The sequence below is a fragment of the Deinococcus aquaedulcis genome, assembly GCF_019693445.1.
Taxonomy (GTDB): domain Bacteria; phylum Deinococcota; class Deinococci; order Deinococcales; family Deinococcaceae; genus Deinococcus; species Deinococcus aquaedulcis.
Genome location: NZ_JAHRBL010000002.1, coordinates 154,796 through 175,257, shown reverse-complemented (window position 1 = coordinate 175,257; position 20,462 = coordinate 154,796). Strand labels below are relative to the sequence as shown.

Below are 20,462 nucleotides of genomic sequence, written 5' to 3'. Positions count from 1 at the left end.
TTCCCCTCGCAGAGCTTGCCCAGGTCCACCACAGGCCGGGACCGTCCGAAGGGCGAAGGGTTCACGCGACCAACTTTCCGCATATCCCCGCTGCTCTACCAAACCAGCCCTAACCCCGCAAAATTTAGCCCCCAGCCCCAGGCAGCCACCCGTATACTCGCCGCACATGACTTCCACTCCTGCACGCGCGCCCGTGAGCCCGTGGGTGCTCTCGGCGTTCTGGTTCGGCACCGCCTTTCACTGGCTGGCGCTGCTGCTGATTCTCATGCCGGCCAACGTGCTGGACTTCGTGGGCGAAGCCCGCAAAGGCTCGTACGTGGGGCTGCTGACCGTGATCGGCGCGGTGATGGCCCTGGTGATTCCGCCGCTGGTGGGGGCCCACAGTGACCGCACCGGGCGGCGCCTGCCCTACCTGAAGCTGGGGGTGGGGGTCAACCTCGCTGGCCTGGGGGTTATGGGACTGGCGGTGGCCCTGCTGGACGGCATGACCGGCTTCTGGGTGTATGTGCTGGGCTTTTTGCTGGTGCAGTTTGGCAACAACTACGCCACCGCGCCCTACTCGGCCCTGATTCCGCAGCTGGTGCCGGTGGCGCAGCGCGGGCGCTACAGCGGGGCGATGGGCATGCTACAGGCGGCCGGGCAACTGTTGGGCGCGCTCAGTGCGTTCGCGCTGGGGCAGCTGCAGTTGCCGTCTATCACGCTGTTTGTGTTGACCGCCGTCATGCTGCTGGTGCCCGCCCTGGTCACCATGCGCGGCGTGCCGGACGATCCCGTTTCGGCGACCCCGCAGGCCACCCAGCCGGCCGCGCACTGGACCACGCTCTTTGCCCACCGCCCCTTCCTGTGGGTGTTCATCACGCGCGCGCTGTTTGCCCTGGGGCAGTATTCGGTGCAGCCTTTCTTGCAGTACTACAACGGCGACGTGCTGGGTCAGAAGGACCCGGTGACCTCCAACTCCATCATGCTGGCGTGCATCATCGTGGCCAGCATTGTTTCGGCGCTGATTGGCGGACGCCTGAGTGACCGCGTGGGGCGCAAACCGGTGATCTACGTGGCAGGCACCACCATGGCGGGCGCGGCGCTGCTGCTGCTGGTCGTGCCCTCCTTTGCACTGGCGCTGCCGCTGGCGCTGCTGTTCGGCCTGGGCTTCGGGGCCTTTACCAGTGTGGACTGGGCCCTGGGCAGCGACGCCATGCCCAGCGAACGCTCGTTTGCCCGCGACATGGGCATCTGGCACGTGGCCTTTGTGGCGCCGCAGTTTATCGGCGGGCCGCAGGGGGTGCTGCTGGACTGGGGCAACGCCCGCGCGGAGAACCTGGGCTACACCCTGGTCTTTGGGCTGGCGGCGGCGTTCTTCATGCTGGGCGTCGTGCTGGTGCGCAACGTCCCGGAGCGTGTGCACGGCGAAGGCGCAAGGCAGGCGGCCTGAGAGGAAGAGGCGCGCGGCCCCCGGCAATCTTCAGGGCACCTTTGGGCGGCGTTCAGACGGTGGCAGACCTCTCAATCTGCCCTGCGGGCCCCATGCGACGGTGACGGCATGAGCGACATAACCCGCGAGGACGCCCTGAAGAAGATCGGCGCGATGATCAAGGACGTGAAGTTCGCCATGCTGACCGTGCAAAGCGACAATGGGCACCTGAAGGCCCACCCCATGACCACCCAGGAAGTGGAATTTGACGGCGACCTGTGGTTTCTGGGCGGCAAGGACACCGAACAGGTGCGCAACATGGCCGCCCGCCCACAGGTGAACGTGAGCTATTCCAAGCCGGACAAGGGCATTTACGTGAGTCTGCAGGGCACCGCCACGCTGGTGGAAGACCGCGCCAAGCTGGACGAGCTATGGAACGACATGTACAAGGCTTACTTCCCCGAAGGCAAGGACGACCCGAACATTCAGTTGATCCGTATTGACGCCCACGGCGCGGAGTACTGGGAAAGCGATGGCAAGGGCGGCGGCCTGCTGGCGCTGGCCAAGGGGCTGCTGACGGGCACCCAGGCCAAGCCGGGTGAAAACGAGCGCGTGTCGCTGTAAGCCAGTGCAGCAAAGAGCCCCGGGGAGGAAAACCCTGGGGCTCTTTCACTGACGTCCGCTTACTTCAGGTTCTTGATCACAGCGGGTGTGAGGTTGGTGGCGCTCTCGTTGGCGTAGACCACCAGACTGGTCTGGGCGGCCACCTGCTCATCAAAGACAATTGTGTAGCCGTTGGTCTTGGCGGCCTTGGTCACGGCGGCGTTCAACTTGCTGGCCAGCGGCTTGAAGGCGGCGTCAATGCGCGTGGCGTAGCTGTCGCGCGCACTGGCGTAGGCCTGCTGCGCCTTAGCCAGTGCCTGACGGTCAGCGGCGCTGCGGGTGGCGGCGGCCTTGGCGCTCAGGTCCTGCAGGGCCTTCTGGCGGGTGTTCAGGTCAGCGGCCACCTTGGCATTCAGCTCCAGGTACGCCTTGCTTTCCGGCAGGGCCTTGACCGCCTGCTGCACGTTCACGATGCCCAGGCGGGATTTGGCCTGCTGGGCGTGGGGCACGGTGGACAGCAGGGCCAGGGGCAGAATCAACCAGATCTTGTTCATGCCGGGGGCCTCCTTTGGGGGCGAAGAAAAAGCAGGCCCCTGGCGGCGGGGACCTGCACAGGCCAGGGCGGCCTTACTTGACGGCTTTGGCCACAGCGTCGGTAATCTCGGCGCTGCCGTCGGCGTAGATCACGAGGCCACTCTTGGCGGCCACGTCGCGGTCCATGATGATGCTGTAGCCGTTGCTCTTGGCGACGTTGCTGATCGCGGCGTCCACGGCCTTCTCGACCACGGCGATCTTGGGCTCCAGCTGCTTGTCGTAGGCGTCGGCCTTGGACTGAATGGTCTTCACCAGCGTCTCGCGGGTCTGCTTCTCGGCGGCGGTGGCCGAGGCGCCCTTGGCGTCAATGGCCTTGATCTGCTTGTCAATGGCGCCCAGTTCGGCTTCGGCCTTCTTCTGGATCTCCTGAATGTCCTTGTCCATGGGGTGGGCGGCCAGCAGCTTGGACACGTCCACAAAGCCCACTTTCTGCGGGGTGGTCTGGGCGTGCGGGGCCACCGTGCCCAGGCCGAACGCGGCGGCAAGGGCCAGAGGAGCCATGACTTTGGCGCTGATCTTCATGATCGGCAACGTAGCATGCGCCTTTCTGAGCCGAATGAAGCCGGTTGCATGCGATTCACATCAGCCGTCAGCTGGCGGTCAGACGGCGTCCAGGGCCCTGTTCCCAGCCGGGGCATCCACCCCGCAGCGCACCCCGTACACTGCAGCCATGCTCGTACGCGATTGGATGACCCCCGACCCCATCACGGTCACGCCAGACACGCCCGTCATGGACGCGCTGAGAATCCTCAAGGAGGGCAACTTCCGCCGCCTGCCAGTGGTGGACGCCGGGGGGGGGCTCGTGGGCATCACCACCCGCAAGGACCTGAAAGACGCCATGCCCAGCAAGGCCACCACCCTCAGCGTGTGGGAACTGAATTACCTGCTGAGCAAGCTGACCGTGGCCGAGATGATGGCCCGGCCCGTCATCACGGCCGCCGAGGGCGAATACATGGAAGACGCCGCGCTGCGCATGCAGGAGCACCATGTGGGCGGCCTGCCGGTGCTGAACGATGCGGGCGTCCTGAGCGGCATCATCACCACCATGGACGTGCTGCGCGCCTTTACCGGCATTCTGGGCATGCGCGAGGGCGGCAAGCGCCTGACCCTGGACATGCCCGACGTTCCCGGCAGCCTGGAGCGGGCCACGGGCGCCGTGCTGCCCAGCAACATCATCAGCGTGGCGACCTTTGGGGGCGAGAATGGCCGCCGCCGCTTTGTGATGCGCGTGAACGGTGAAGGCGTGAAAGACGTGCGCCGGCGCGTGCAGGACGCTGGCATCGACGTGTTGGAGTAACAGCAAACAGCAGGCGGCCCGGTCAAGCAAGATGACCGGGCCGCCCCCTGTTGACCCGCTTTACAACTTGGACACCGCGTACTCGCCCATCAGGCGTGGGATGTTCACGCCCGTGGTGCTCACCGAGTTCTTGAACTCCATCGTGTGGTTGATCTCGATGATGGTCAGCCCGCCCCACTCGTTCTGGGCACGCGGATCTTCCACCAGATCAATCGCCACGATCTGTCCCTGCACGGCGGCGGCGGCGCGGACGGCAAGGTCGGCCAGTTCGGGGGTCACGGGGCAGTTGCTGGCCTTGGCGCCGCGCGCAGTGTTCGTGATCCAGTGTTCACTGGTGCGGTAGATGGCGCCAATGCATTGCCCGCCCACCACGAAGGCGCGGATGTCGCGCCCCGGCTTGTCCACCAGCTCCTGCACGTAGAAAATGCCGTGCTGCGGCCCGCCCAGCACCTCCTTGTGCTCAATGACGGCCTCGGCGGCGGCGCGGTCATTCAGGCGGCTGACCATGCGGCCCCAGGAGCCCACGGTGGGCTTCAGGACCACCGGGTAGCCCAGGGTTTCAATGAGGGCCAGGGCGCTCTCGCCGTCAAAGGCCACGCCCGTACGGGGGGTGGGCAGTCCGGCGGCGTGCAGTGCGGCGTTGGTGGCCAGCTTGTCGCCGCAGACCTCGATCACATGCGCCGGGTTGATCACCTGCACCCCGAAGCCTTCCAGCGCGCGGGTCACCGCGTGGCCCCGGCTCTGGCTCACGCAGCGTTCAATCGCCACGCGCCAGGGCACGGCTGCCCGGCCCTGCTCGTCAAAGGTCAGCGTCAGCTGGGGCGTGTACACCTTGTCGTAGGGCACACCCAGGTCGTCCAGCGCCTCGAAAAGCATCTTTTCGTCGGGGCGGATGCGGTCGTACAGCACGGCCAGTTCAGCCATAAGGGCTTGTCCGGGGGCAACGGGACTGCGGCGGTGGGGTCAGGGGCTGCAGGAGGATTTCGTGCTCCCTTCAGTCGGAAACACGCCGTCACGTATAGCGGCACGTTTCGAAAACCCGCCCGACCACCGCCGGACTCCGTTACTCGCCCCAGTCCTCCGCTTCCTGCGGGGCGGCTTCCAGGCGGGGGGGGTCCACCGAGACGACTTCGTATTCCACGCCGGTCTCATCGTCAATGACCAGTTCGCCCAGTTCGGGGTTGGTCAGCTCAATGGCGGCGCCGGTATCAGGGTTTTCAAAGACAACAGTGGGCATAGTTTCTCCTTGCGTTTGCTAGGCTAAATCAAAATATGCTTTGCGTTTGATGTTGTCTGGACAGGCCGCCTTACCTTCACTCTGGCTCGTCGCTCAGGTCCAGTTCGAACTTCGACTTGCAGTGCGGGCAGGTCATCAGGCTGACCTCGGTGCCGTCCTGGCTGCGGGTGGCGGGCGCGGCAGCGAGCATGTCGGGGGTCACCTCGAATTCCTCGTCGCAGTGGGGGCAGGTGGTCATGGCGCTCAGCAGGTCCAGTTCAAAGTCCTCGCCGCCGCCGTTGCGCGTGACTTCCATCTCGCTGTGGCACGACGCACACACGATCACGTCGCCCACGGCCAGTTCGGCGCGGTCCTCGTCCGTCAGTTCCAGCACTTCCTCACAGATCGGACATTCCACTTCCAGAATTGCCATGCGCCCAGTTTAGGCGTCCTCGCCCGGAAAGCGCCCGTGCTTCTTGAAAAAGGCCAGAATGCTCCCCTCCCGCAGGGCCTCGCGCAGAAAGGCCGGGGGTGGGGGCAATTGCACCGCGCCGCCGGCATAGGTCAGCACGCCGGAATTCACGTCCAGCGTCACCTCATCGCCGTCGTGCAGCACGCCTGTCAGATCGTATTCAAAGGCGGGAATGCCCAGGTTCAGCAGGTTGCGGTAGTGAATCCGCGCGAAGCTGGGCGCCACAATGCCGCCAATCTGCAGCTTTTTCAGCGCCTGGGGGGCATATTCGCGGCTGGACCCCAGCCCCCAGTTGCGCCCGCCAATGAGCAGGTCGCCGGGCTGCACCTGCGCGGCGAACTCCGGGCGGATGTAGTGAAAGGCGAAGGTCTGAAAGCGGTCCTCGCCCGCCATGAAGGGTGCAAACTTGCCCGGCAGGATGTCGTCGGTGTTCACGCTGTCGCCAAATGTCCAGACTCGGGGCATGTCAGGCCCTCCTTTCCAGCGGGGCCACCGCCACCGCCTCGACTTCCACCAGCACGTCAGGCCGGAAAAAGGCACTCACCTGAACCAAGGTGCTGGCCGGGGGCTGGGCCGTGTTCACGAAGTCGTCGCGCACGCGGCGCAGGGTCGGCAACCCGGCCATGTCCAGCACGTACAGACCCAGCTTGACCACATCGGCAAACGTCATGTCGGCCGCTGCCAGCGCGTGCGCCACGTTCTGAAAACACTGCCGGGCCTGGGCCTCAAAGTCGCCGGGGCCCACGAGTTCGCCCCCGGCATTCAGCGCCACCTGGCCGGAAATGTACAGGGTGCGGCCACCGCGCACCTCCACCGCCGGGGTGTAGCCCGGGGCCTGGGGCAGCGTGTCGGGGCTATGAAAGATGGTCTCGCTCACGCGGCCCCCACGTCTTCGGGCAGGGCGATCACGCCGCGAACCGCCGTGGCCGCCGCCACCGCCGGGCTGGCGAGGTAAATCTGCGCGTCCTTGTCGCCCATGCGGCCAATGAAATTGCGGTTGCTGGTGCTCACGCAGACCTCGCCGGGGGCCAGCACGCCCTGGTGGCGGCCCATGCAGGGCCCGCAGCCGGGGGTGCCCAGCACCGCCCCGGCCCGCTGCAAGGTCAGCAGGGTGCCGTCGGCCATCGCCTGCTCCATCACCTCGCTGCTGGCGGGAATCACCAGCAGCCGCGTGCCTGGGGCCACCCGCTGCCCGCGCAGCACCGCCGCCGCCGCGTGCAGGTCTTCCAGGCGCCCATTGGTGCAGGTGCCGATAAACACCTGATCCACCTTCAGGCCGCGCAGCGCGGCCACGTCGTGCACGTTGTCCACCTCGCTGGGGGCGCTCATGCGGGGCGCGAGACTGGAGAGATCGATTTCGAGTTCACGGACATAGAGGGCGCCGGGGTCGGGGTACACCCAGTCGGGCACGTCGTAACCGGCCAGAATCTCGCCGCCCGGCACCACGAGGCCGGTCTTGGCGCCCGCTTCCACGCACAGGTTCGCCAGGGTCATGCGCTCGCCGCGCGTGAAGCGGTCCCCGGCATGGATTTCGATGCTCTGGTAGGTGGCGCCGTCGGCCCCCAGCACCCGGATCATCTCCAGGGCCACGTCCTTGGCGCCCACACCGGGGCGCACCTCGCCGTGCAGGGTGACTTTCACGCTCTCGGGCACCTTCAGCCACGTCTTGCCGCTGGCGGCGGCCAGAGCGATGTCGGTGGCGCCCATGCCGGTGCCGAACGCCGCCACCGCGCCGTAGGTCGTGGAGTGGCTGTCGCTGCCCAGCACAATCCAGCCCGGGCGCGCCAGTCCCTCTTCCACCAGCACCTGATGGCAGATGCCCCGCCCTACGTCGAACAGCCGCACGCCGGTCTGGGCGGCGTATTCGCGGGCCTCTTTCTGCGCCTGCGCCACGCTCACGGTGCTGGCCGGGGCCACATGGTCAATCACGATGCTCACGCGCTCTGGGAACCTGGGCTGGGCCCCCAGGTCGCGCGTCATGCGCTCAATAAAGCTCTGGGCAATGGAATCCACCACCATCACCTGATCCACTTCCACCACGGCGAGGTCCCCGGCATACACCGGACGCCCGCCCCGCCTGGACAGAATTTTCTCCGCCATGGTTTGCGGCCTGCTGACACCTGTCATGCGCCCATAATGCCGCCTGCCCACGCCAGGAGCGTGAGATTGATTGGAATAGGAACAAAATTGTTTTCAATCGCCAAGGTAAGAATGGGCTCTTGTCATGGCCGACGCGCCCCCTCCCCCACCCACGGTGCGCTTTTCCTCTGTTTTGAACCCGGGTCAAGACAGCGGGTCAGCTGTGTGCCACAGTGCATCCTGTACCAAAAATCCAACCTCGCCGCCCCGGGGCGCGCGGCTGCGTGTGGTCAGCGGTGACCGGCGCGGGCGCCTGCACCGTGCCCTGGTGGGCGGCCCCCTGGGAGCCCCATGACTGGTTCACGTTCCTTCCTGCTCCTTGCCCTGACCGTCACGGCTGGCCTGCTGGCTGGCTGCGCCACCCCGGCGGCGGCCCCCGAGCCCGCCCTGCACGCGGCGGCCACCCCCACCCCGCCCGAGCCCACCGCCACCCCCGCGCCCATGACCGACCTGAGCCGCACCTACCCGGGCGGCCGGGGGATGACGGCGCAGGTGCTGGACAAGAGCGTGCCGCTGATCCTGGTGCATGGCCTGGGGGGCTTCGGGCGTGACGAGGCGCTGGGGCTGCGCTACTGGGGCGGGCTGCTGGATGTGCAAGAAGATCTGCGCGCCCAGGGCTACCGGGTCTTTACTGCCAGCCTGGGCCCGGTGAGCAGCAACTGGGACCGCGCCGCCGAGCTGTACGCGCAGATCAAGGGCGGGTGCGTGGACTACGGCGCGGCGCACGCGGCGCAGCACGGCCACGCCCGCACCGACAGCACCAAGTGTTACCCCGGCTTCTATCCGCAGTGGGACGCCAATCACCCGGTGAACCTGCTGGGGCATTCGATGGGGGGCCAGACCGCCCGCACCCTGGTCAAGCTGCTGGACGACGGCCATCCGGTCAACGCGGGCAGCGGCGGCCTGTTCACGGGCGGGCGCGCGGGCTGGGTGCGCAGCGTGATGACCGTCAGCAGCCCCAACAGCGGCAGCCCGGCGGCCGACACCCTGCAGGCAGCGGTGCCCATGTTCAAGAACCTGATTCTGGCCTTTGCCGCCAGCGTGGGCGCCGCCGACCCCGAGAACTTTGTCTACAACTTTGACCTGGGGCAGTGGGGCCTGAGCCGCGCGCCCGGCGAGCGTTTCAGCACCTACCAGAACCGCGTCTTCGCCTCGCGCGTGTGGACCAGCAAGGACCAGGCCGCCTGGGACCTGGGCCCCGACGGCGCAGCCGAACTCAACCGCTGGCTGGGCCGCAGCCGCACCACCCGTTACTTTTCCTGGGAGACGAACGCCACCACTCCGGGCCTGCTCAGTGGCTGGCACTACCCCAACCTCACCATGAACCCGGTGCTGTCGGCCGTGGCTTTTCCTTACGCGCCCCCCCTGAACCCGGGGCTGGGCAACATCGGCGGACGAAGCCCCGGCGGGGCCGTGACCTATGACCGGAGCTGGTGGGCCAACGACGGCATTGTGCCGGGCAAATCCATGAACGCGCCCCTGAACGAAAGCAGCGTGGCCTACAGCGGCGGCGCCACCCTGCCGGGCACGTGGTACCGCCTGGGCCGGGTGAACGGCTACGACCACATTGACATCACGGGCAATCTGTCGTTCCGGGACGTCAAGGCCTTTTACCGCAACCAGGCGGCGTTCCTGGCGAACCAGAACTGACGGCCCGGGGGGCACTCTTGGGGAACCGTTGAGCTCTTTGCGGCCTGCGGTGGGCGTTCGGTCAGCCCGGCTTTAGGCTTCACCGATCCGCACCCGGCTAGGCGCTGGGCAAGGTGGAGGCATGTCCTCTGCCCTGCCCGGCCTGCATCCCCTGAGTGAGCCTGGGGCCTACGACCCGCTGCTGGCCCGCATGGGGGCGCGGCGCTTCGTGCTGATCGGGGAAGCCTCGCACGGCACCCACGAGTTCTACCGCGAGCGCGCCGCGCTGACCCGGCGCCTGATTGAGGAGCATGGGTTTACCGCCGTGGCCGTGGAAGCCGACTGGCCTGACGCCTACCGGGTCAACCGCTACGTGCGCGGCCAGAACGGCGACCACAGCGCCGCCCAGGCCCTGGGGGACTTTGGGCGCTTTCCGCGCTGGATGTGGCGCAACGAGGACGTGCGCGACTTCGTCACGTGGCTGCGCGGCCACAACGAGCGCCGACCGCAGGCACAGGCGGGGTTTTACGGCATTGACCTGTACAGCCTGCACCGCTCCATGGACGCGGTGGTGGCGTACCTGGACGGCGTGGACCCAGCGGCCGCGCAGCGTGCCCGGCAGCGCTACAGCTGCTTTGAACCTTACGGCGACGACCCCCAGAGTTACGGGCTGGCCACGGCCTACGGGGTGGACGAGCCCTGTGAGGACGAGGCGGTGGCCCAGCTGCTGGAGCTGCAGCGCCGCGAGGCCCAGACCCACGGCCCGGACCTGCTGGCGGGCGACGACCTGTTCTACGCCGAGCAGAACGCCCGGCTGGCCCTGAACGCCGAGCGCTATTACCGCGAGATGTTCCGGGGCCGCGTGGACACCTGGAACCTGCGCGACACCCACATGGCCGACACGGTGGACGCCCTGGCCGAGCACCAGCGGGCCCAGGGCCTGGAGCCCCGGATCGTGGTGTGGGCCCACAACTCGCACCTGGGGGACGCGCGGGCCACTGAGGTCAGCTGGCGCCAGGGCCAGGAAAACCTGGGTCAGTACCTGCGGGAGCGCCATGCAGGGCAGACCTTCATTCTGGGCCAGAGCACCCACAGCGGCGAGGTGCTGGCTGCCGACGACTGGGGCCAGCCTGGACGGGTTAAGGGGGTGCTCCCAGCGCTGGCCGGCAGTGTAGAAGCCGCGCTGCATGACCTGGGCGTGGGCGACTTCTGGCTGGACCTGCAGGGCGAGGTGCCCGGGGCCCTGCAGGCCGAGCGGCTGCAGCGCTTTATCGGCGTGATCTACCGCCCCGAAACTGAACGCCAGAGCCACTACTACCACACCCGCCTGCCCGAGCAGTACGACGCGCTACTGCACCTGGACCAGACAGCCGCGCTGGTGCCGCTGGACGCGGGGAGTGGGAGCGATGAGGGCGAGTTGCCCGACACCTACCCCAGCGGGCAGTGAGGGTGAGACTGTAGAGACCGGGCCGCTACTTGAGAGTGTGGGTAGGTTCAGGATTCCGCCTAATTGGGTCCGACAAACACGCTGTTTTTCTTCGCTTTTGCAACGTACCTGGAGAACTGCGCCGCAGAGCCCGGGGCCTGGAAAGCTGCGCCGCAGCGAAAGGTGAGCGCGTTAACCTCCCAAACAATCCTTTCGTCACGGCCCCTTCAGCAGACTTAAAAACGGTCTGAGGCACTGATCACTGGTTTTAGGCCTTTGACCGCTGAGGGACAGGCATCTTTGGTCAACAGAACTCGGCGGCCCCGCTAGGCTGGAGCACTATGAGGCGCTTCTACGCCCTGGGCGCCGCGTTGCTTGGCCTGCTCACCCTGCTGGGGGCCTGCGGTCAGGAGCCTGACTGGCAGGCCACCGCCTTCGAGGTGACGGTGTCCGAGACAGGCAAACGTTACCCTGCCACCGCCACTTTCTCCCCCGATCTGGTCCAGACCAGCGCGGGGTCGCTGGGCACGGAATACGAGCGCCGCGACGGCCTGACGCATTCCTCTCTCGACGAGGTGACCTTTGGGCTGCACCAGAAGCCCTGGCCCCTGTACAGCAATGCCCAGGTCATCCGGCGCACCGTGGGCGCGGCGCAGGTGGAAGAACACCGCTTTGCCAGGAGCCATTCCACCCTGCTCTGGAACGAACCCGTGCCGGGCCTAGGCCTCTGGAAATCCTGCCTCGTCCGTATCCGGTCGGCAGAGGTGAGCGCCGCCGACCGCGCGGATGCTGAACGGGTGTGCGCTTCCTACGAGGTGGAACCTGCCCCAGCGGAAGAATCCTGAGCCGGCCGGGCAGTTGACCGTGTCCTCCATCGGCGCCCGGTTGGGGTTGCCGATGGCGTACCGGGCGGGGCGCACCACTCCTGCAGCCTCAAAACATGGCTGTGCAGAGAAGTGCCTGTCTGCCCGGAAGACGGAGAGCATCGGTGCAACTGGCGTGGGCACAGCCTCCGCCTGACCCAGACAGCAAAAACCCCGCCACCTTCGGCGGGGCTCTCACACAGGTGTCTTGGGAAGGCTTTTAAATCGCCAGGCCCTGCGCGTGGGCGCTGACGTCCTTGCTCTCGTACTGCCCGGGCGGCAGGCCGATGGTGGGCATGTTCGCCTCGAATTCGTCGCTCCAGCCCACTTCTTCCAGGGCCTTTTTCCAGGCGCCAATGCTCTCATTGCGGTAGATCTGGTACGCCGCCATACCCACCTCGGGGCCGCCGCGCGCAATTACGCTTTCCACCCAGGCCCACTTGGCCGACACGTTGCGCAGTTCGGCGGTGGTGCGCAGCTCCTTCTGAATGCGCTTCATGCGCTTTTCGATGGTCTGCACGCCCGCAAAGGGGTCGGCAAAGTGCGGCGTGTGGCGCTTGGGCACGAAGGGACTGATGCCCAGCGCAATGCGGTTGATCTTCGCCAGTTCCTTGGTGAACTCGATCAGCTCGGTGATGTCGTCGTCGTTCTCCGGGCCCAGGCCGATCATCATATAGACCTTGATGCCTTTAAAGCCCAGGTCGCGGCTGATGTGCGCGGTCTTGAGGAGGTCCTCGGTGGTGATGCCTTTTTTCAGCCAGCGGCGGAGGCGCTCGCTGGGGGCGTCGCTGGCCACGGTGAAGGTGCGCAGGCCGCCCGCCTTGAGGATCTCGGCCAGTTCGGCGTCCACAGTGTCGGCGCGAATGCTGCTGACCCCCAGCTTGATGCCCCGGTCGGTCAGCACGCGGCCCACATACTTGGTATGCGGAAAGTCACTGAGGGCCGCGCCCACCAGCCCCACCTTCTCCACCCAGTCGGGGATGGTGTCCAGCAGTTCCTGGGCCTGGTTGTTGCGGTTGGGCCCGTACATCGTCCGGGCCAGGCAGAAGGTACAGGGACGGGGGCAGCCGCGCTGGGCTTCCACCAGAAACATGTTGCTCAGCTCGCTGTGCGGGGTCACGATCTGGCTGTAGGCGGGGAGCAGTTCCTTGGGCGCGGTGGCCCACTTGGGCTCGTGCGCGTGGCGCGCCGGCAGGAAGATGCCGGGCATGCCGTCCACGAGGTCGTAGAAGTCCTCACGGCTGCTCGCCTCGCGCAGCGCCTCGCTGATCACCGGCACAATCTGCTCGCCGTCGCCAATGATGATGATGTCGGCAAAGGGCGTCAGAGGGTAGGGGTTGGAACTGGTGAAGGGGCCGCCGATCATCACCAGGGCGTCGGTGTCGTCGCGCTCCTCGCGCAGGGGCTGCAGCCCCGCCACGTCCAGCGTGCGGATGATGTTCGTCAGGTCCAGCTCAAAGGACACGCTCAGGGCGAACAGCTGGCAGTCGCCGGCGTCGCGCCCGGTTTCCACCGTGGGCAGCGCCTGGCCGGTGCGCTCAAAGGCATCTACATCGTCGGGCAGGAAGGCACGCTCGCAGGCCACGCCTTCTTCCTGATTGAACATGCGGTAGATGACCTGATAGCCCAGCGAGGCCATGCCCACGCTGTAGCGGTTGGGGAAAGCCAGGGTCACGCGGATGGGGGCCTGTTTGAAGATGGTGCCGGTTTCGGCATCCAGCAGGGGTTTTAAGGTGGTGCGCCAGTAACTCAAGGGTCCTCCGGGACGTGGCCCGCGCCCAAGGGGAGCCTTGAAGAAGAGGGCTCAGGCGGCGCGCGTCACAATCTGCGATTTTACCGCATTTTCCTACATGAACTGTCGGGCGGCTCACGCCCCGCCGGGCGGCGCGGCCCCCTGCGGGTACAGCCAGCGCAGGAACACCAGGAACAGGCCAATGACCGTGGCGGTGCTGGTGGTCAGAAAGGCCACCACGACCGTGCTATCGAGCTTGAAAGCCCGCCCCCCCAGCTGTCCCCAGCCCACGGCCAGCGTCAGCACGATGTCGGCGGCCAGCCAGCCTGCAGACAGCAGAAACACGATGGCCCCCACCCCCAGGCGCAGCCAGCGCTGGTCCACGGCTTCGCGGTAGCGCAGTTCGCGGGTGCGGCGTTCCAGTTCGGCCTGGGTGGGCAGGTCGCGCCGCTCGGCTTCCAGGCTGTGCTGCACGGCCCGCGCAATGGTGGCCGAGGTGCTGTCCGGCTCTGCGGCAGGTGGGGCAGCCGCGTCGGGGCGCGTCACGGTCAGGCGCTGCGGGCCAGGGCCGTGTAGTACTCGCGCGTGACCTGATCGGGAATGAGGTCGGGGGCCTGCCCGTAAATCTGGGACCAGGGACTGCCGGGCCGGTGGGTCAGGCGCGACAGTTCCAGGCCGTCCATCTGGCCGTAAGCGGCCCAGACACTGCGAATCACGTCCAGCGCCTCGGGGTCGCCACCCAGCTCGGGTTCGCCCTGGGCCACGTGCAGGCGGCCCTCAATGGGTTGGGTGCCGCGCTCGCCCCACAGCTGCCACAGCCGGCGCACCACCGGCCCGCCGCGCCACGCGTGCACGGTGTTGTAAATCAGCGGTCGGCCCAACAGCGCCAGGGTAAAGCCGTGGGCGATAAACACCAGCTTGTGCACCTGCATCTGGGTCAGGGGGCGGCCCTCTTCCCGGGCCAGTTCCAGAAAGGCGTTCGCCACCACTTCGGCGGCGTAGCCGGTGCGCTGCGGGTTGGTGATGGCGATGGTCATGGGCAGGCCTCCTTTCTGTCTGCAGCGTAACACGTTTGGGCCAGAAGGGCTTGCGCTCAGGCGCCGGGGGAACGCCGGGGCAGGGACGCCGCGCCTATCAGGAGCGGGCCTCGGGGGCCGGTTCAGGTGAGGCGGGGGTGGGCACCGTCTGGGCCGCCCGGTGGGGCCGGGCGCCGGGCGCCGGGGTCCCGGTGAGCCGCGTGCCGGGGCGCCACGCGCTGGCCACGAAGTACACCAGCCCCGAGAGCCCCCCCGCGACCAGCAAGAACCACAGCAGGCGCCCCAGCACGCCAGCCGCGCCCACGATAAAGATGCCGAGCCCGGTCAGCAGCTGGCCCAGCAGCCATACCAGCGCCAGCGCCGTAACCGCCAGCAACACCACGCCCGCCAGGGCCAGCAGAACGCGCGTCATGGGGGCAGTCTAGCAGTGTGTGCTCCTGACCCACTGTTCAGCGCCGCAGTGACACCTGACCGGGCCCTGTCTGCCCTACCCTGGGCAGTTGTGAACACAGTCGAGACCGAGCTCTTGGTGGTGGGCGGCGGTGTGGCCGGGGCCTACGCGGCCCTGACGGCGCGCAGCTACGGCGCGGACGTCCTGCTGGCCTGCAAGGGCGCGCTGAGTGGCGGCTCGACCCGCTGGGCGCAGGGCGGCGTGGCCGCGCCCGTGGAGAGCGGCGACGAGGCCAGCCACGCCGCCGACACCCTGAAGGCGGGCCGGGGCCTGTGCGAACCCGATGCGGTGGCCGTCTTCGTGCGCGAGGCCCGCACCCAGGTGGACACCCTGCGCGACCTGGGCGTGACCTTTTCCCCCCATGTGACGCTGGAAGGCGGCCACAGCCGCGCCCGGATTCGCCACACTGGCGACGCCACCGGGCACGCGGTCAGCCTCGCGCTGAGCACGGCCCTGCGCGCGGGGCAGGGGCCGGCCCTGCAGGTCCAGGAGGGGGCCTTTGTGCAGACGCTGCGCCGCTCGGGCGGGCGGGTGGTGGGCGCCGACCTGCTGACCCCGGCCGGGCCGCTGCGGGTGCGGGCGGGCGCCGTGCTCCTGGCCACCGGGGGCTTTGGGCGCCTGTTCGGCGTGACCACGGCCCCCCCCGAGGGCACCGGCGACGGCGTGGGGCTGGCCTGGGCGGCAGGCGCCCACTTGCGGGATCTGGAATTCGTGCAGTTTCACCCCACCGCCGTGGTGCGCGGCCACGAGGCCCAGCTGGTAACCGAGGCGGCGCGCGGCGAGGGCGGACAGCTGCTGAATGCCCGGGGCGAGCGCTTCATGGCCCGCTACGACGAGGCGCTGGAACTGGCCCCGCGCGACGTGGTGGCGCGCGCCATTGCCGCCGAAATGGCGGCCACGGGCGGCGTGTGGCTGGACCTACGCCATCTGGGCGAGGCGTTCGTTCACGCGCGCTTTCCCACCGTCACCGAATCGCTGGGCCGCTGGGGGCTGAATCCGGGCACCGACCCCATCCCGGTGCGCCCGGCCGTGCACTACACGATGGGCGGCGTGCAGACCGATGTGGACGGCCGCGCTACGGTGCCGGGCCTGTACGCGGCGGGCGAGGTGGCGTCCAGCGGTCTGCACGGCGCCAACCGGCTGGCCAGCAACAGCCTCTCGGAAGGGCTGGTGTTCGGCGCGCGGGCCGCCCGCGCTGCCCTGGCCGAGTTGCGCACGCCCCAGGACGATGGCGAGGCGCCCCCTCTGGCCGGGGTGGACCCCGCCTGCCTGCCCAGGCTGCGCGCCGTGATGGACCGGGCGGCGGGGCTGCGCCGCAACGCAGTGGACCTGGAGGCCGCGCTGGCGGACTGGGCGTGGCCGGCCGCGCCCCACGTCACCCGCGCCAGCCTGGAAGCCGGGCACCTCGCCACCCTGGGAGAGCTGGTGCTGCGCGCGGCCCTGGCCCGCGAGGAGTCGCGCGGCGGACACTGCCGCACCGACTTTCCCGCCGAGACCACGCCCCCCAGGCACACCGTCTGGGGGCAGGGCCGCGACGGCCAGCCGGTCCTGCGCGAGGTTCCTGTGGGGCTGGCGGTGGGGGTCCGGTGAAGGGCACGCACACCTGCATGCCCGCTTCCGGCGAATGCGCTAGGGTTCTGCCCGTGCGTTCTCTCTCTCTTCTTCCCCCGCGTCCTGTCCCGGGCCGGTCATGCTGAGCCTGGATGACCGCCTGCGCGCCGCCCTGGCCGAGGACATTGGGCGCGGCGACGCCACCACACTGGCGACCATTCCTGCAGGCCAGCCGGCCCGCGCCGAGTTCCTGCTGAAAGAGCCCGGGGTACTGAGCGGCCTGGAGGTGGCGGCGCGCGTGTTCGCCCTGGTGGACGAGCGCGTCACCGTCACCTGGACCGCCCGCGACGGCGAGGCGCGCGAACGCGGCGTGTTTGGCACCCTGGCGGGCCCGGCACGCAGCCTGCTCACTGGCGAGCGGCTGGCCCTGAACCTCCTGCAGCGCCTGAGCGGCGTGGCGACCCAGACGCGGCGGTATGTGGACGCGCTGGGCGAAGGCCGCACGCGCCTGCTGGACACCCGCAAGACCACCCCGCTGTGGCGCGACCTGGAAAAGCAGGCGGTGCGCGACGGCGGCGGCTTCAACCACCGCGCCGGGCTGGACGACGGCATCCTGATCAAGGACAACCATGTGGCGGCGGCGGGCGGCATTGCCGAGGCGATTCGCCGCGCCCGCGACCACGCGTACCTGCTGAAGGTGGAGTGCGAGGTGCCGGACCTGCCGGGGCTGGAAGAAGCCTTGCGCGCAGGCGCGGACCGCGTGCTGCTGGACAACATGAACGACGCCCTGCTGGCCGAGGCGGTGTCCCTGCGTGACCGCGTGGCCCCCCACGTGACCCTGGAAGCCAGCGGCAACATGACCCTGGAACGCCTGCCCCGCGTGCAGGAAAGCGGCGTGGACTTCGTGAGCGCCGGCGCCCTGACCCATTCGGCCCCCGCCCTGGACATCAGCCTGAACTTTCAGCCCGAGGACCAACCATGAAGAGTCTCAACGAACCCACCCCGGTGGTGCCGCGCCCCCAGGTGCCGCACCGCGACCTGCTGCAGCTGCAAGTTCTGCCCGATGAGGCCGCGCTGCGCGCCGATATCGAGCGCCTGCGCCGGGAAAAGAACGCGGTCATTCTGGCCCACAACTACCAGCGCCCGGAGGTGCAGCAGATCGCCGACTTCGTGGGCGACTCGCTGGGCCTCTCCCGCCAGGCCGCGAAGACCGACGCCCAGGTGATCGTGTTTGCGGGCGTGCACTTCATGGCCGAAACCGCCGCGATCCTGAACCCAGAAAAGACCGTCCTGCTGCCGGACCTGCGCGCGGGCTGCTCGCTCGCCGACACACTGACCGCCCAAGGCATCCGCGACTGGAAGGCGCAGAACCCCGGCGGGCTGGTCGTGACCTACGTGAACACCACCGCCGACGTGAAGGCCGTTTCGGACTACTGCGTCACCAGCGGCAACGCCGTGCAGGTCGTGCAGAGCCTCCCGGAAGGGGTACCCGTCCTATTTGCCCCGGACCGCTACCTCGCCGCCCATGTGATCCGCGAAACGGGCCGCCAGATGGACGTGTGGGACGGCGCCTGCCACGTCCACGAGGCCATCCGCCCCGAAGACGTGCAGGGCCAGCAGGCCGCCTACCCGGACGCCGAACTGCTGATTCACCCAGAATGCGGCTGCTCCAGCAAGATTCTGGGCGCCATTCCTGAACTGCAGCTCTACTCCACCGAGGGGATGATTGGCCGCGCCAAAACCAGCCCCGCGCAGGAATTCATTGTGGTGACCGAAACGGGCATGGTCACGCGGTTGGAAAAGGACGTGCCGGACAAGACCTTCATTCCGGTCAGCCGCACGGCCTGCTGCGAGTACATGAAGATGATCACGCTGGAGAACATCCGCGACAGCCTCGTGAACCTGCAGCCGCGCGTGACAGTGCCCGAGGAGATTCGCGTCCGGGCCCTGAAGCCCATTGAACGCATGCTGGCGATTGGCTAAGAGTGCTGGGAAAAAGCGGGACCTGAGCCGTTATGACTCAGGTCCCGCTTGCGTAGGCCAGCGCGCCGGTTCACAGCCCTGGACCACCACATTCAGGCCAATGGAGCCGAAGGGGCCGCGTGGCCCTCTGAACATGCGCTGACCCGCGCTGTGCCGCCGCTTGGGCGGTAAGGTTGTCCATCCGCAGGTCCTGTCCTCGTGGCCTGTCAATTCGGAAGCAGAAAAAGGCCCAGGGCAGCTGTTTGACGGTCACCCTCTTCAAACGGCCGGTAGTAGCGGGCTGTCAGAGCCTCCAGGTCAGCCTGAAGCGCCTGAAGTTCGGCTTGAGTCAGCTGCAACGGGACCCAGCGGCTTAGGGTCGTGGCCGCTGCGAACAGGTGGTGATGGGTCTCCGCAGTCGTCCATGTCCCCCAGACCGGATCAAGCTGCATCACACCCTGCCGGCAGAAGACCCGAAGGCTGATCTGCGGCTCCTGAAGATCCAGTCGTTCATAGGCTTTTTCGAGATTCATGCGCAGCGTCTCGCTCAGCCGACCGGTCATGTACTCCGCAAAGGAAGAAAACGGCGTCATGTGGAAGGGAATATCGAAGGTGTCCTGTGCGGGGGCGTAGGCCTTGACGATTTTCCCCGCCCGCTTCTGCTCGTACGCCACCATCAATACGCCCGCCTGCACCAGCCTCTGCACGCGCCTGTACACGGTATTGGGCTTGGCCCCACTGTGGCGGGCCAGGGCTGTCACGGTCTGCGGCTGGAGGTAACAGCGGGCCAGGAGGATGCGGTACTCCGCTTTCAGCAGCAGAGAAAAATCAGGTGGGCCTTCAATCTGATTCTGGGCCTTGGCGATCACATTGCTCAGCCTAAGGCTGTCAGGATGCCCACCCAAGCCCAACTGGACCGTCTGTTGGAGAAAGCCCGAGCGACCAACACCAGCACCCTGGTGGTCATGCAGCGCGGTCAAGTGCTGCTTGACGAGGTTTGCGACGGCAGAGGCCGGCGGCCTCTGGAAACCATGAGTGTCACCAAGGCGGTGCTGAGCCTGCTGGTCGGCCGGGCCGTGACCCTGGCGTACCTGCCGGGGCCTGACGTGCCGATCTGTACGTTCTATCCAGAGTGGGCGCAAGGCCAGAAGAAGCACATCACCTTGCGCCACCTGCTGACCCATACCAGTGGTCTGCAGAACGTGCCAGCAGCGCCCGAAGAGATCTACCCCAGTCCTGATTTTGTGCAACTGGCGCTATGTGCCGAGCTGTCACACGCGCCGGGCACCACCTTTGCGTACAACAACAAGGCGGTCAATCTGATCTGTGGGGTTCTGGAGCGGGCCACCGGGCAAAAAGCCGACGACTTCGCGGCGCTTGAGCTGTTCGGCCCCCTGGGGATCACCGAGTGGCACTGGACGCGGGACCGGGCCGGCCACCCACACGGCATGAGCGGGCTGGCGCTGACAGGCGGTGATCTCGCCCGTTTAGGCGAACTGGCACGGGCAGGGGGCGGGTCACTGATCTCAGCCGCGTGGCTGAATGACAGTATTCAGCCAGCCACAACGGTCACCCAGCGCATGGGGCTGCTGTGGGCCTTGTGGCATGCGCAGGCCCGTTACGAAATCACCGCAGACCATGTTGAGGCCGTTGGAGCCTCCGGCGCCCCGGGGCCGGCAAAAGCCCTGGTACAGCTGCAGGGCAACCACTCCCGGTCGGCTCTGACCACATTGATGCGCCAGTTCCACTTTGACCCTTCTCAAGTCCCTTCAGGCGTGCAGTGGTTCAAGGAATGCCTGGGCCCCCGCACTGGCTTCTGCCATGACGGCTGGTTGGGGCAGTACCTGGCCGTGCATGAGGAAGCGCAACTCGTGGCCGTGCGGCAGGTGGCCTGGGATCACCCAGAAGCTCAGACACCTGTAACAGGCTGGCCCGACTTTCTTGAGCGGGTGGAAGATCTGGCTCGCACAGACTGATGGGTTGTCCCTGTGCCGTTTAAAGAGAAGAAGGGCTGGCGACCCAGCTTCCGTTGGCTCTCGCGTTCGGTTGGCAGAGTGTCATCCCCTGACCTCTCGGGCCGGC

The 20,462-nt window shown here is 67.5% G+C and carries 23 protein-coding genes; 10 read left to right on the top strand and 13 right to left on the bottom strand.

The features are described from left to right. The first annotated feature begins 166 nt into the window (after positions 1-166). Both KMW22_RS03805 and KMW22_RS03800 read left to right on the top strand, forming a co-directional pair. On the top strand, positions 167-1,429 hold the full coding sequence (locus KMW22_RS03805) for an MFS transporter (RefSeq protein ID WP_221088703.1): 1,263 nt from the start codon (positions 167-169) through the stop codon (positions 1,427-1,429). A 108-nt stretch (positions 1,430-1,537) separates the two neighbouring features. Then, positions 1,538-2,032, top strand: coding sequence for a pyridoxamine 5'-phosphate oxidase family protein (locus KMW22_RS03800; protein ID WP_221088702.1), 495 nt, complete (start codon positions 1,538-1,540; stop codon positions 2,030-2,032). Positions 2,033-2,091: 59 nt separating this feature from the next. On the opposite strand, the gene KMW22_RS03795 is transcribed toward KMW22_RS03800, so the two are convergent. Both KMW22_RS03795 and KMW22_RS03790 read right to left on the bottom strand, forming a co-directional pair. Continuing rightward, on the bottom strand, positions 2,092-2,565 hold the full coding sequence (locus KMW22_RS03795) for an OmpH family outer membrane protein (protein ID WP_221088701.1): 474 nt from the start codon (positions 2,563-2,565) through the stop codon (positions 2,092-2,094). Positions 2,566-2,638: 73 nt separating this feature from the next. Further along, positions 2,639-3,127, bottom strand: coding sequence for an OmpH family outer membrane protein (locus tag KMW22_RS03790; RefSeq protein WP_221088700.1), 489 nt, complete (start codon positions 3,125-3,127; stop codon positions 2,639-2,641). A 148-nt stretch (positions 3,128-3,275) separates the two neighbouring features. Here KMW22_RS03790 and KMW22_RS03785 point away from each other — a divergent pair, with 148 nt between their 5' ends. Then, complete coding sequence (locus tag KMW22_RS03785; RefSeq protein WP_221088699.1) at positions 3,276-3,902, top strand: CBS domain-containing protein; 627 nt, start codon at positions 3,276-3,278, stop codon at positions 3,900-3,902. A gap of 60 nt (positions 3,903-3,962) precedes the next feature. Here KMW22_RS03785 and lysX read toward each other — a convergent pair whose 3' ends face one another. The 6 genes from lysX to KMW22_RS03755 form a co-directional block, all read right to left on the bottom strand. After that, on the bottom strand, positions 3,963-4,826 hold the full coding sequence (gene lysX, locus KMW22_RS03780; protein ID WP_221088698.1) for a lysine biosynthesis protein LysX: 864 nt from the start codon (positions 4,824-4,826) through the stop codon (positions 3,963-3,965). A gap of 139 nt (positions 4,827-4,965) precedes the next feature. After that, entirely contained in the window at positions 4,966-5,139 is a 174-nt protein-coding gene (lysW, locus tag KMW22_RS03775; RefSeq protein ID WP_221088697.1) for a lysine biosynthesis protein LysW, read from the bottom strand. A 76-nt stretch (positions 5,140-5,215) separates the two neighbouring features. Then, positions 5,216-5,551, bottom strand: a complete 336-nt coding sequence (locus tag KMW22_RS03770) for a phage terminase large subunit family protein (RefSeq protein WP_221088696.1) — start codon at positions 5,549-5,551, stop codon at positions 5,216-5,218. A 9-nt stretch (positions 5,552-5,560) separates the two neighbouring features. Beyond that, entirely contained in the window at positions 5,561-6,055 is a 495-nt protein-coding gene (locus KMW22_RS03765) for a LeuD/DmdB family oxidoreductase small subunit (RefSeq protein WP_221088695.1), read from the bottom strand. 1 nt (position 6,056) lies between these two features. After that, positions 6,057-6,467, bottom strand: coding sequence for a RidA family protein (locus KMW22_RS03760; RefSeq protein ID WP_221088694.1), 411 nt, complete (start codon positions 6,465-6,467; stop codon positions 6,057-6,059). Continuing rightward, positions 6,464-7,690, bottom strand: a complete 1,227-nt coding sequence (locus KMW22_RS03755) for a 3-isopropylmalate dehydratase large subunit (protein WP_407928420.1) — start codon at positions 7,688-7,690, stop codon at positions 6,464-6,466. The genes KMW22_RS03760 and KMW22_RS03755 overlap by 4 nt, the downstream gene beginning before the upstream one ends. 330 nt (positions 7,691-8,020) lie before the next feature. On the opposite strand from KMW22_RS03755, the gene KMW22_RS03750 reads away from it, so the two are divergent. From KMW22_RS03750 to KMW22_RS03740, 3 genes are all read left to right on the top strand, one after another. After that, positions 8,021-9,379, top strand: coding sequence for an esterase/lipase family protein (locus tag KMW22_RS03750; protein ID WP_221088692.1), 1,359 nt, complete (start codon positions 8,021-8,023; stop codon positions 9,377-9,379). A gap of 121 nt (positions 9,380-9,500) precedes the next feature. Further along, entirely contained in the window at positions 9,501-10,805 is a 1,305-nt protein-coding gene (locus KMW22_RS03745) for an erythromycin esterase family protein (protein WP_221088691.1), read from the top strand. Between the two features lie 320 nt (positions 10,806-11,125). After that, entirely contained in the window at positions 11,126-11,629 is a 504-nt protein-coding gene (locus KMW22_RS03740; protein WP_221088690.1) for a hypothetical protein, read from the top strand. Positions 11,630-11,867: 238 nt separating this feature from the next. Here KMW22_RS03740 and KMW22_RS03735 read toward each other — a convergent pair whose 3' ends face one another. The 4 genes from KMW22_RS03735 to KMW22_RS19270 form a co-directional block, all read right to left on the bottom strand. Next, entirely contained in the window at positions 11,868-13,400 is a 1,533-nt protein-coding gene (locus KMW22_RS03735) for a B12-binding domain-containing radical SAM protein (RefSeq protein WP_221088689.1), read from the bottom strand. A 114-nt stretch (positions 13,401-13,514) separates the two neighbouring features. Further along, positions 13,515-13,925 (bottom strand): hypothetical protein, encoded by a 411-nt coding sequence (locus KMW22_RS03730; RefSeq protein ID WP_221088688.1) that lies wholly within the window; start codon positions 13,923-13,925, stop codon positions 13,515-13,517. A gap of 2 nt (positions 13,926-13,927) precedes the next feature. Beyond that, a complete protein-coding gene (locus KMW22_RS03725; protein ID WP_221088687.1) occupies positions 13,928-14,416 on the bottom strand; it encodes a Panacea domain-containing protein in 489 nt (162 codons plus the stop codon). A gap of 97 nt (positions 14,417-14,513) precedes the next feature. After that, on the bottom strand, positions 14,514-14,828 hold the full coding sequence (locus tag KMW22_RS19270) for a hypothetical protein (RefSeq protein WP_235692550.1): 315 nt from the start codon (positions 14,826-14,828) through the stop codon (positions 14,514-14,516). Positions 14,829-14,918: 90 nt separating this feature from the next. On the opposite strand from KMW22_RS19270, the gene KMW22_RS03715 reads away from it, so the two are divergent. From KMW22_RS03715 to nadA, 3 genes are all read left to right on the top strand, one after another. After that, positions 14,919-16,457 carry an L-aspartate oxidase gene (locus KMW22_RS03715; protein WP_221088686.1) on the top strand — a complete coding sequence of 513 codons (1,539 nt, stop codon included), beginning with the start codon at positions 14,919-14,921 and terminating at the stop codon, positions 16,455-16,457. Between the two features lie 100 nt (positions 16,458-16,557). Continuing rightward, entirely contained in the window at positions 16,558-17,400 is an 843-nt protein-coding gene (gene nadC, locus KMW22_RS03710) for a carboxylating nicotinate-nucleotide diphosphorylase (protein WP_221088685.1), read from the top strand. Next, positions 17,397-18,401, top strand: a complete 1,005-nt coding sequence (nadA, locus tag KMW22_RS03705; RefSeq protein WP_221088684.1) for a quinolinate synthase NadA — start codon at positions 17,397-17,399, stop codon at positions 18,399-18,401. The genes nadC and nadA overlap by 4 nt, the downstream gene beginning before the upstream one ends. 206 nt (positions 18,402-18,607) lie before the next feature. Here the strand turns inward: nadA and KMW22_RS03700 are convergent, their stop codons facing one another. Continuing rightward, positions 18,608-19,087: a hypothetical protein gene (locus tag KMW22_RS03700; RefSeq protein ID WP_221088683.1), complete on the bottom strand. Its 480-nt coding sequence runs from the start codon at positions 19,085-19,087 to the stop codon at positions 18,608-18,610. 33 nt (positions 19,088-19,120) lie between these two features. On the opposite strand from KMW22_RS03700, the gene KMW22_RS03695 reads away from it, so the two are divergent. Then, on the top strand, positions 19,121-20,356 hold the full coding sequence (locus tag KMW22_RS03695) for a serine hydrolase domain-containing protein (RefSeq protein ID WP_221088682.1): 1,236 nt from the start codon (positions 19,121-19,123) through the stop codon (positions 20,354-20,356). Positions 20,357-20,462: the final 106 nt, after the last annotated feature.

Excerpts from the sequence above, each read along its gene's own strand:
- KMW22_RS03740 (WP_221088690.1), top strand. The coding sequence starts at position 11,126 with ATGAGGCGCTTCTACGCCCTGGGCGCCGCGTTGCTTGGCCTGCTCACC.
- KMW22_RS03750 (WP_221088692.1), top strand. The coding sequence starts at position 8,021 with ATGACTGGTTCACGTTCCTTCCTGCTCCTTGCCCTGACCGTCACGGCT.
- nadC (WP_221088685.1), top strand. The coding sequence starts at position 16,558 with ATGCTGAGCCTGGATGACCGCCTGCGCGCCGCCCTGGCCGAGGACATT.
- KMW22_RS19270 (WP_235692550.1), bottom strand. The coding sequence starts at position 14,828 with ATGACGCGCGTTCTGCTGGCCCTGGCGGGCGTGGTGTTGCTGGCGGTT.
- nadA (WP_221088684.1), top strand. The coding sequence starts at position 17,397 with ATGAAGAGTCTCAACGAACCCACCCCGGTGGTGCCGCGCCCCCAGGTG.
- KMW22_RS03785 (WP_221088699.1), top strand. The coding sequence starts at position 3,276 with ATGCTCGTACGCGATTGGATGACCCCCGACCCCATCACGGTCACGCCA.
- KMW22_RS03805 (WP_221088703.1), top strand. The coding sequence starts at position 167 with ATGACTTCCACTCCTGCACGCGCGCCCGTGAGCCCGTGGGTGCTCTCG.
- KMW22_RS03770 (WP_221088696.1), bottom strand. The coding sequence starts at position 5,551 with ATGGCAATTCTGGAAGTGGAATGTCCGATCTGTGAGGAAGTGCTGGAA.
- KMW22_RS03755 (WP_407928420.1), bottom strand. The coding sequence starts at position 7,690 with ATGGCGGAGAAAATTCTGTCCAGGCGGGGCGGGCGTCCGGTGTATGCC.
- lysW (WP_221088697.1), bottom strand. The coding sequence starts at position 5,139 with ATGCCCACTGTTGTCTTTGAAAACCCTGATACCGGCGCCGCCATTGAG.
- KMW22_RS03725 (WP_221088687.1), bottom strand. The coding sequence starts at position 14,416 with ATGACCATCGCCATCACCAACCCGCAGCGCACCGGCTACGCCGCCGAA.
- KMW22_RS03765 (WP_221088695.1), bottom strand. The coding sequence starts at position 6,055 with ATGCCCCGAGTCTGGACATTTGGCGACAGCGTGAACACCGACGACATC.
- lysX (WP_221088698.1), bottom strand. The coding sequence starts at position 4,826 with ATGGCTGAACTGGCCGTGCTGTACGACCGCATCCGCCCCGACGAAAAG.
- KMW22_RS03745 (WP_221088691.1), top strand. The coding sequence starts at position 9,501 with ATGTCCTCTGCCCTGCCCGGCCTGCATCCCCTGAGTGAGCCTGGGGCC.
- KMW22_RS03790 (WP_221088700.1), bottom strand. The coding sequence starts at position 3,127 with ATGAAGATCAGCGCCAAAGTCATGGCTCCTCTGGCCCTTGCCGCCGCG.
- KMW22_RS03800 (WP_221088702.1), top strand. The coding sequence starts at position 1,538 with ATGAGCGACATAACCCGCGAGGACGCCCTGAAGAAGATCGGCGCGATG.
- KMW22_RS03795 (WP_221088701.1), bottom strand. The coding sequence starts at position 2,565 with ATGAACAAGATCTGGTTGATTCTGCCCCTGGCCCTGCTGTCCACCGTG.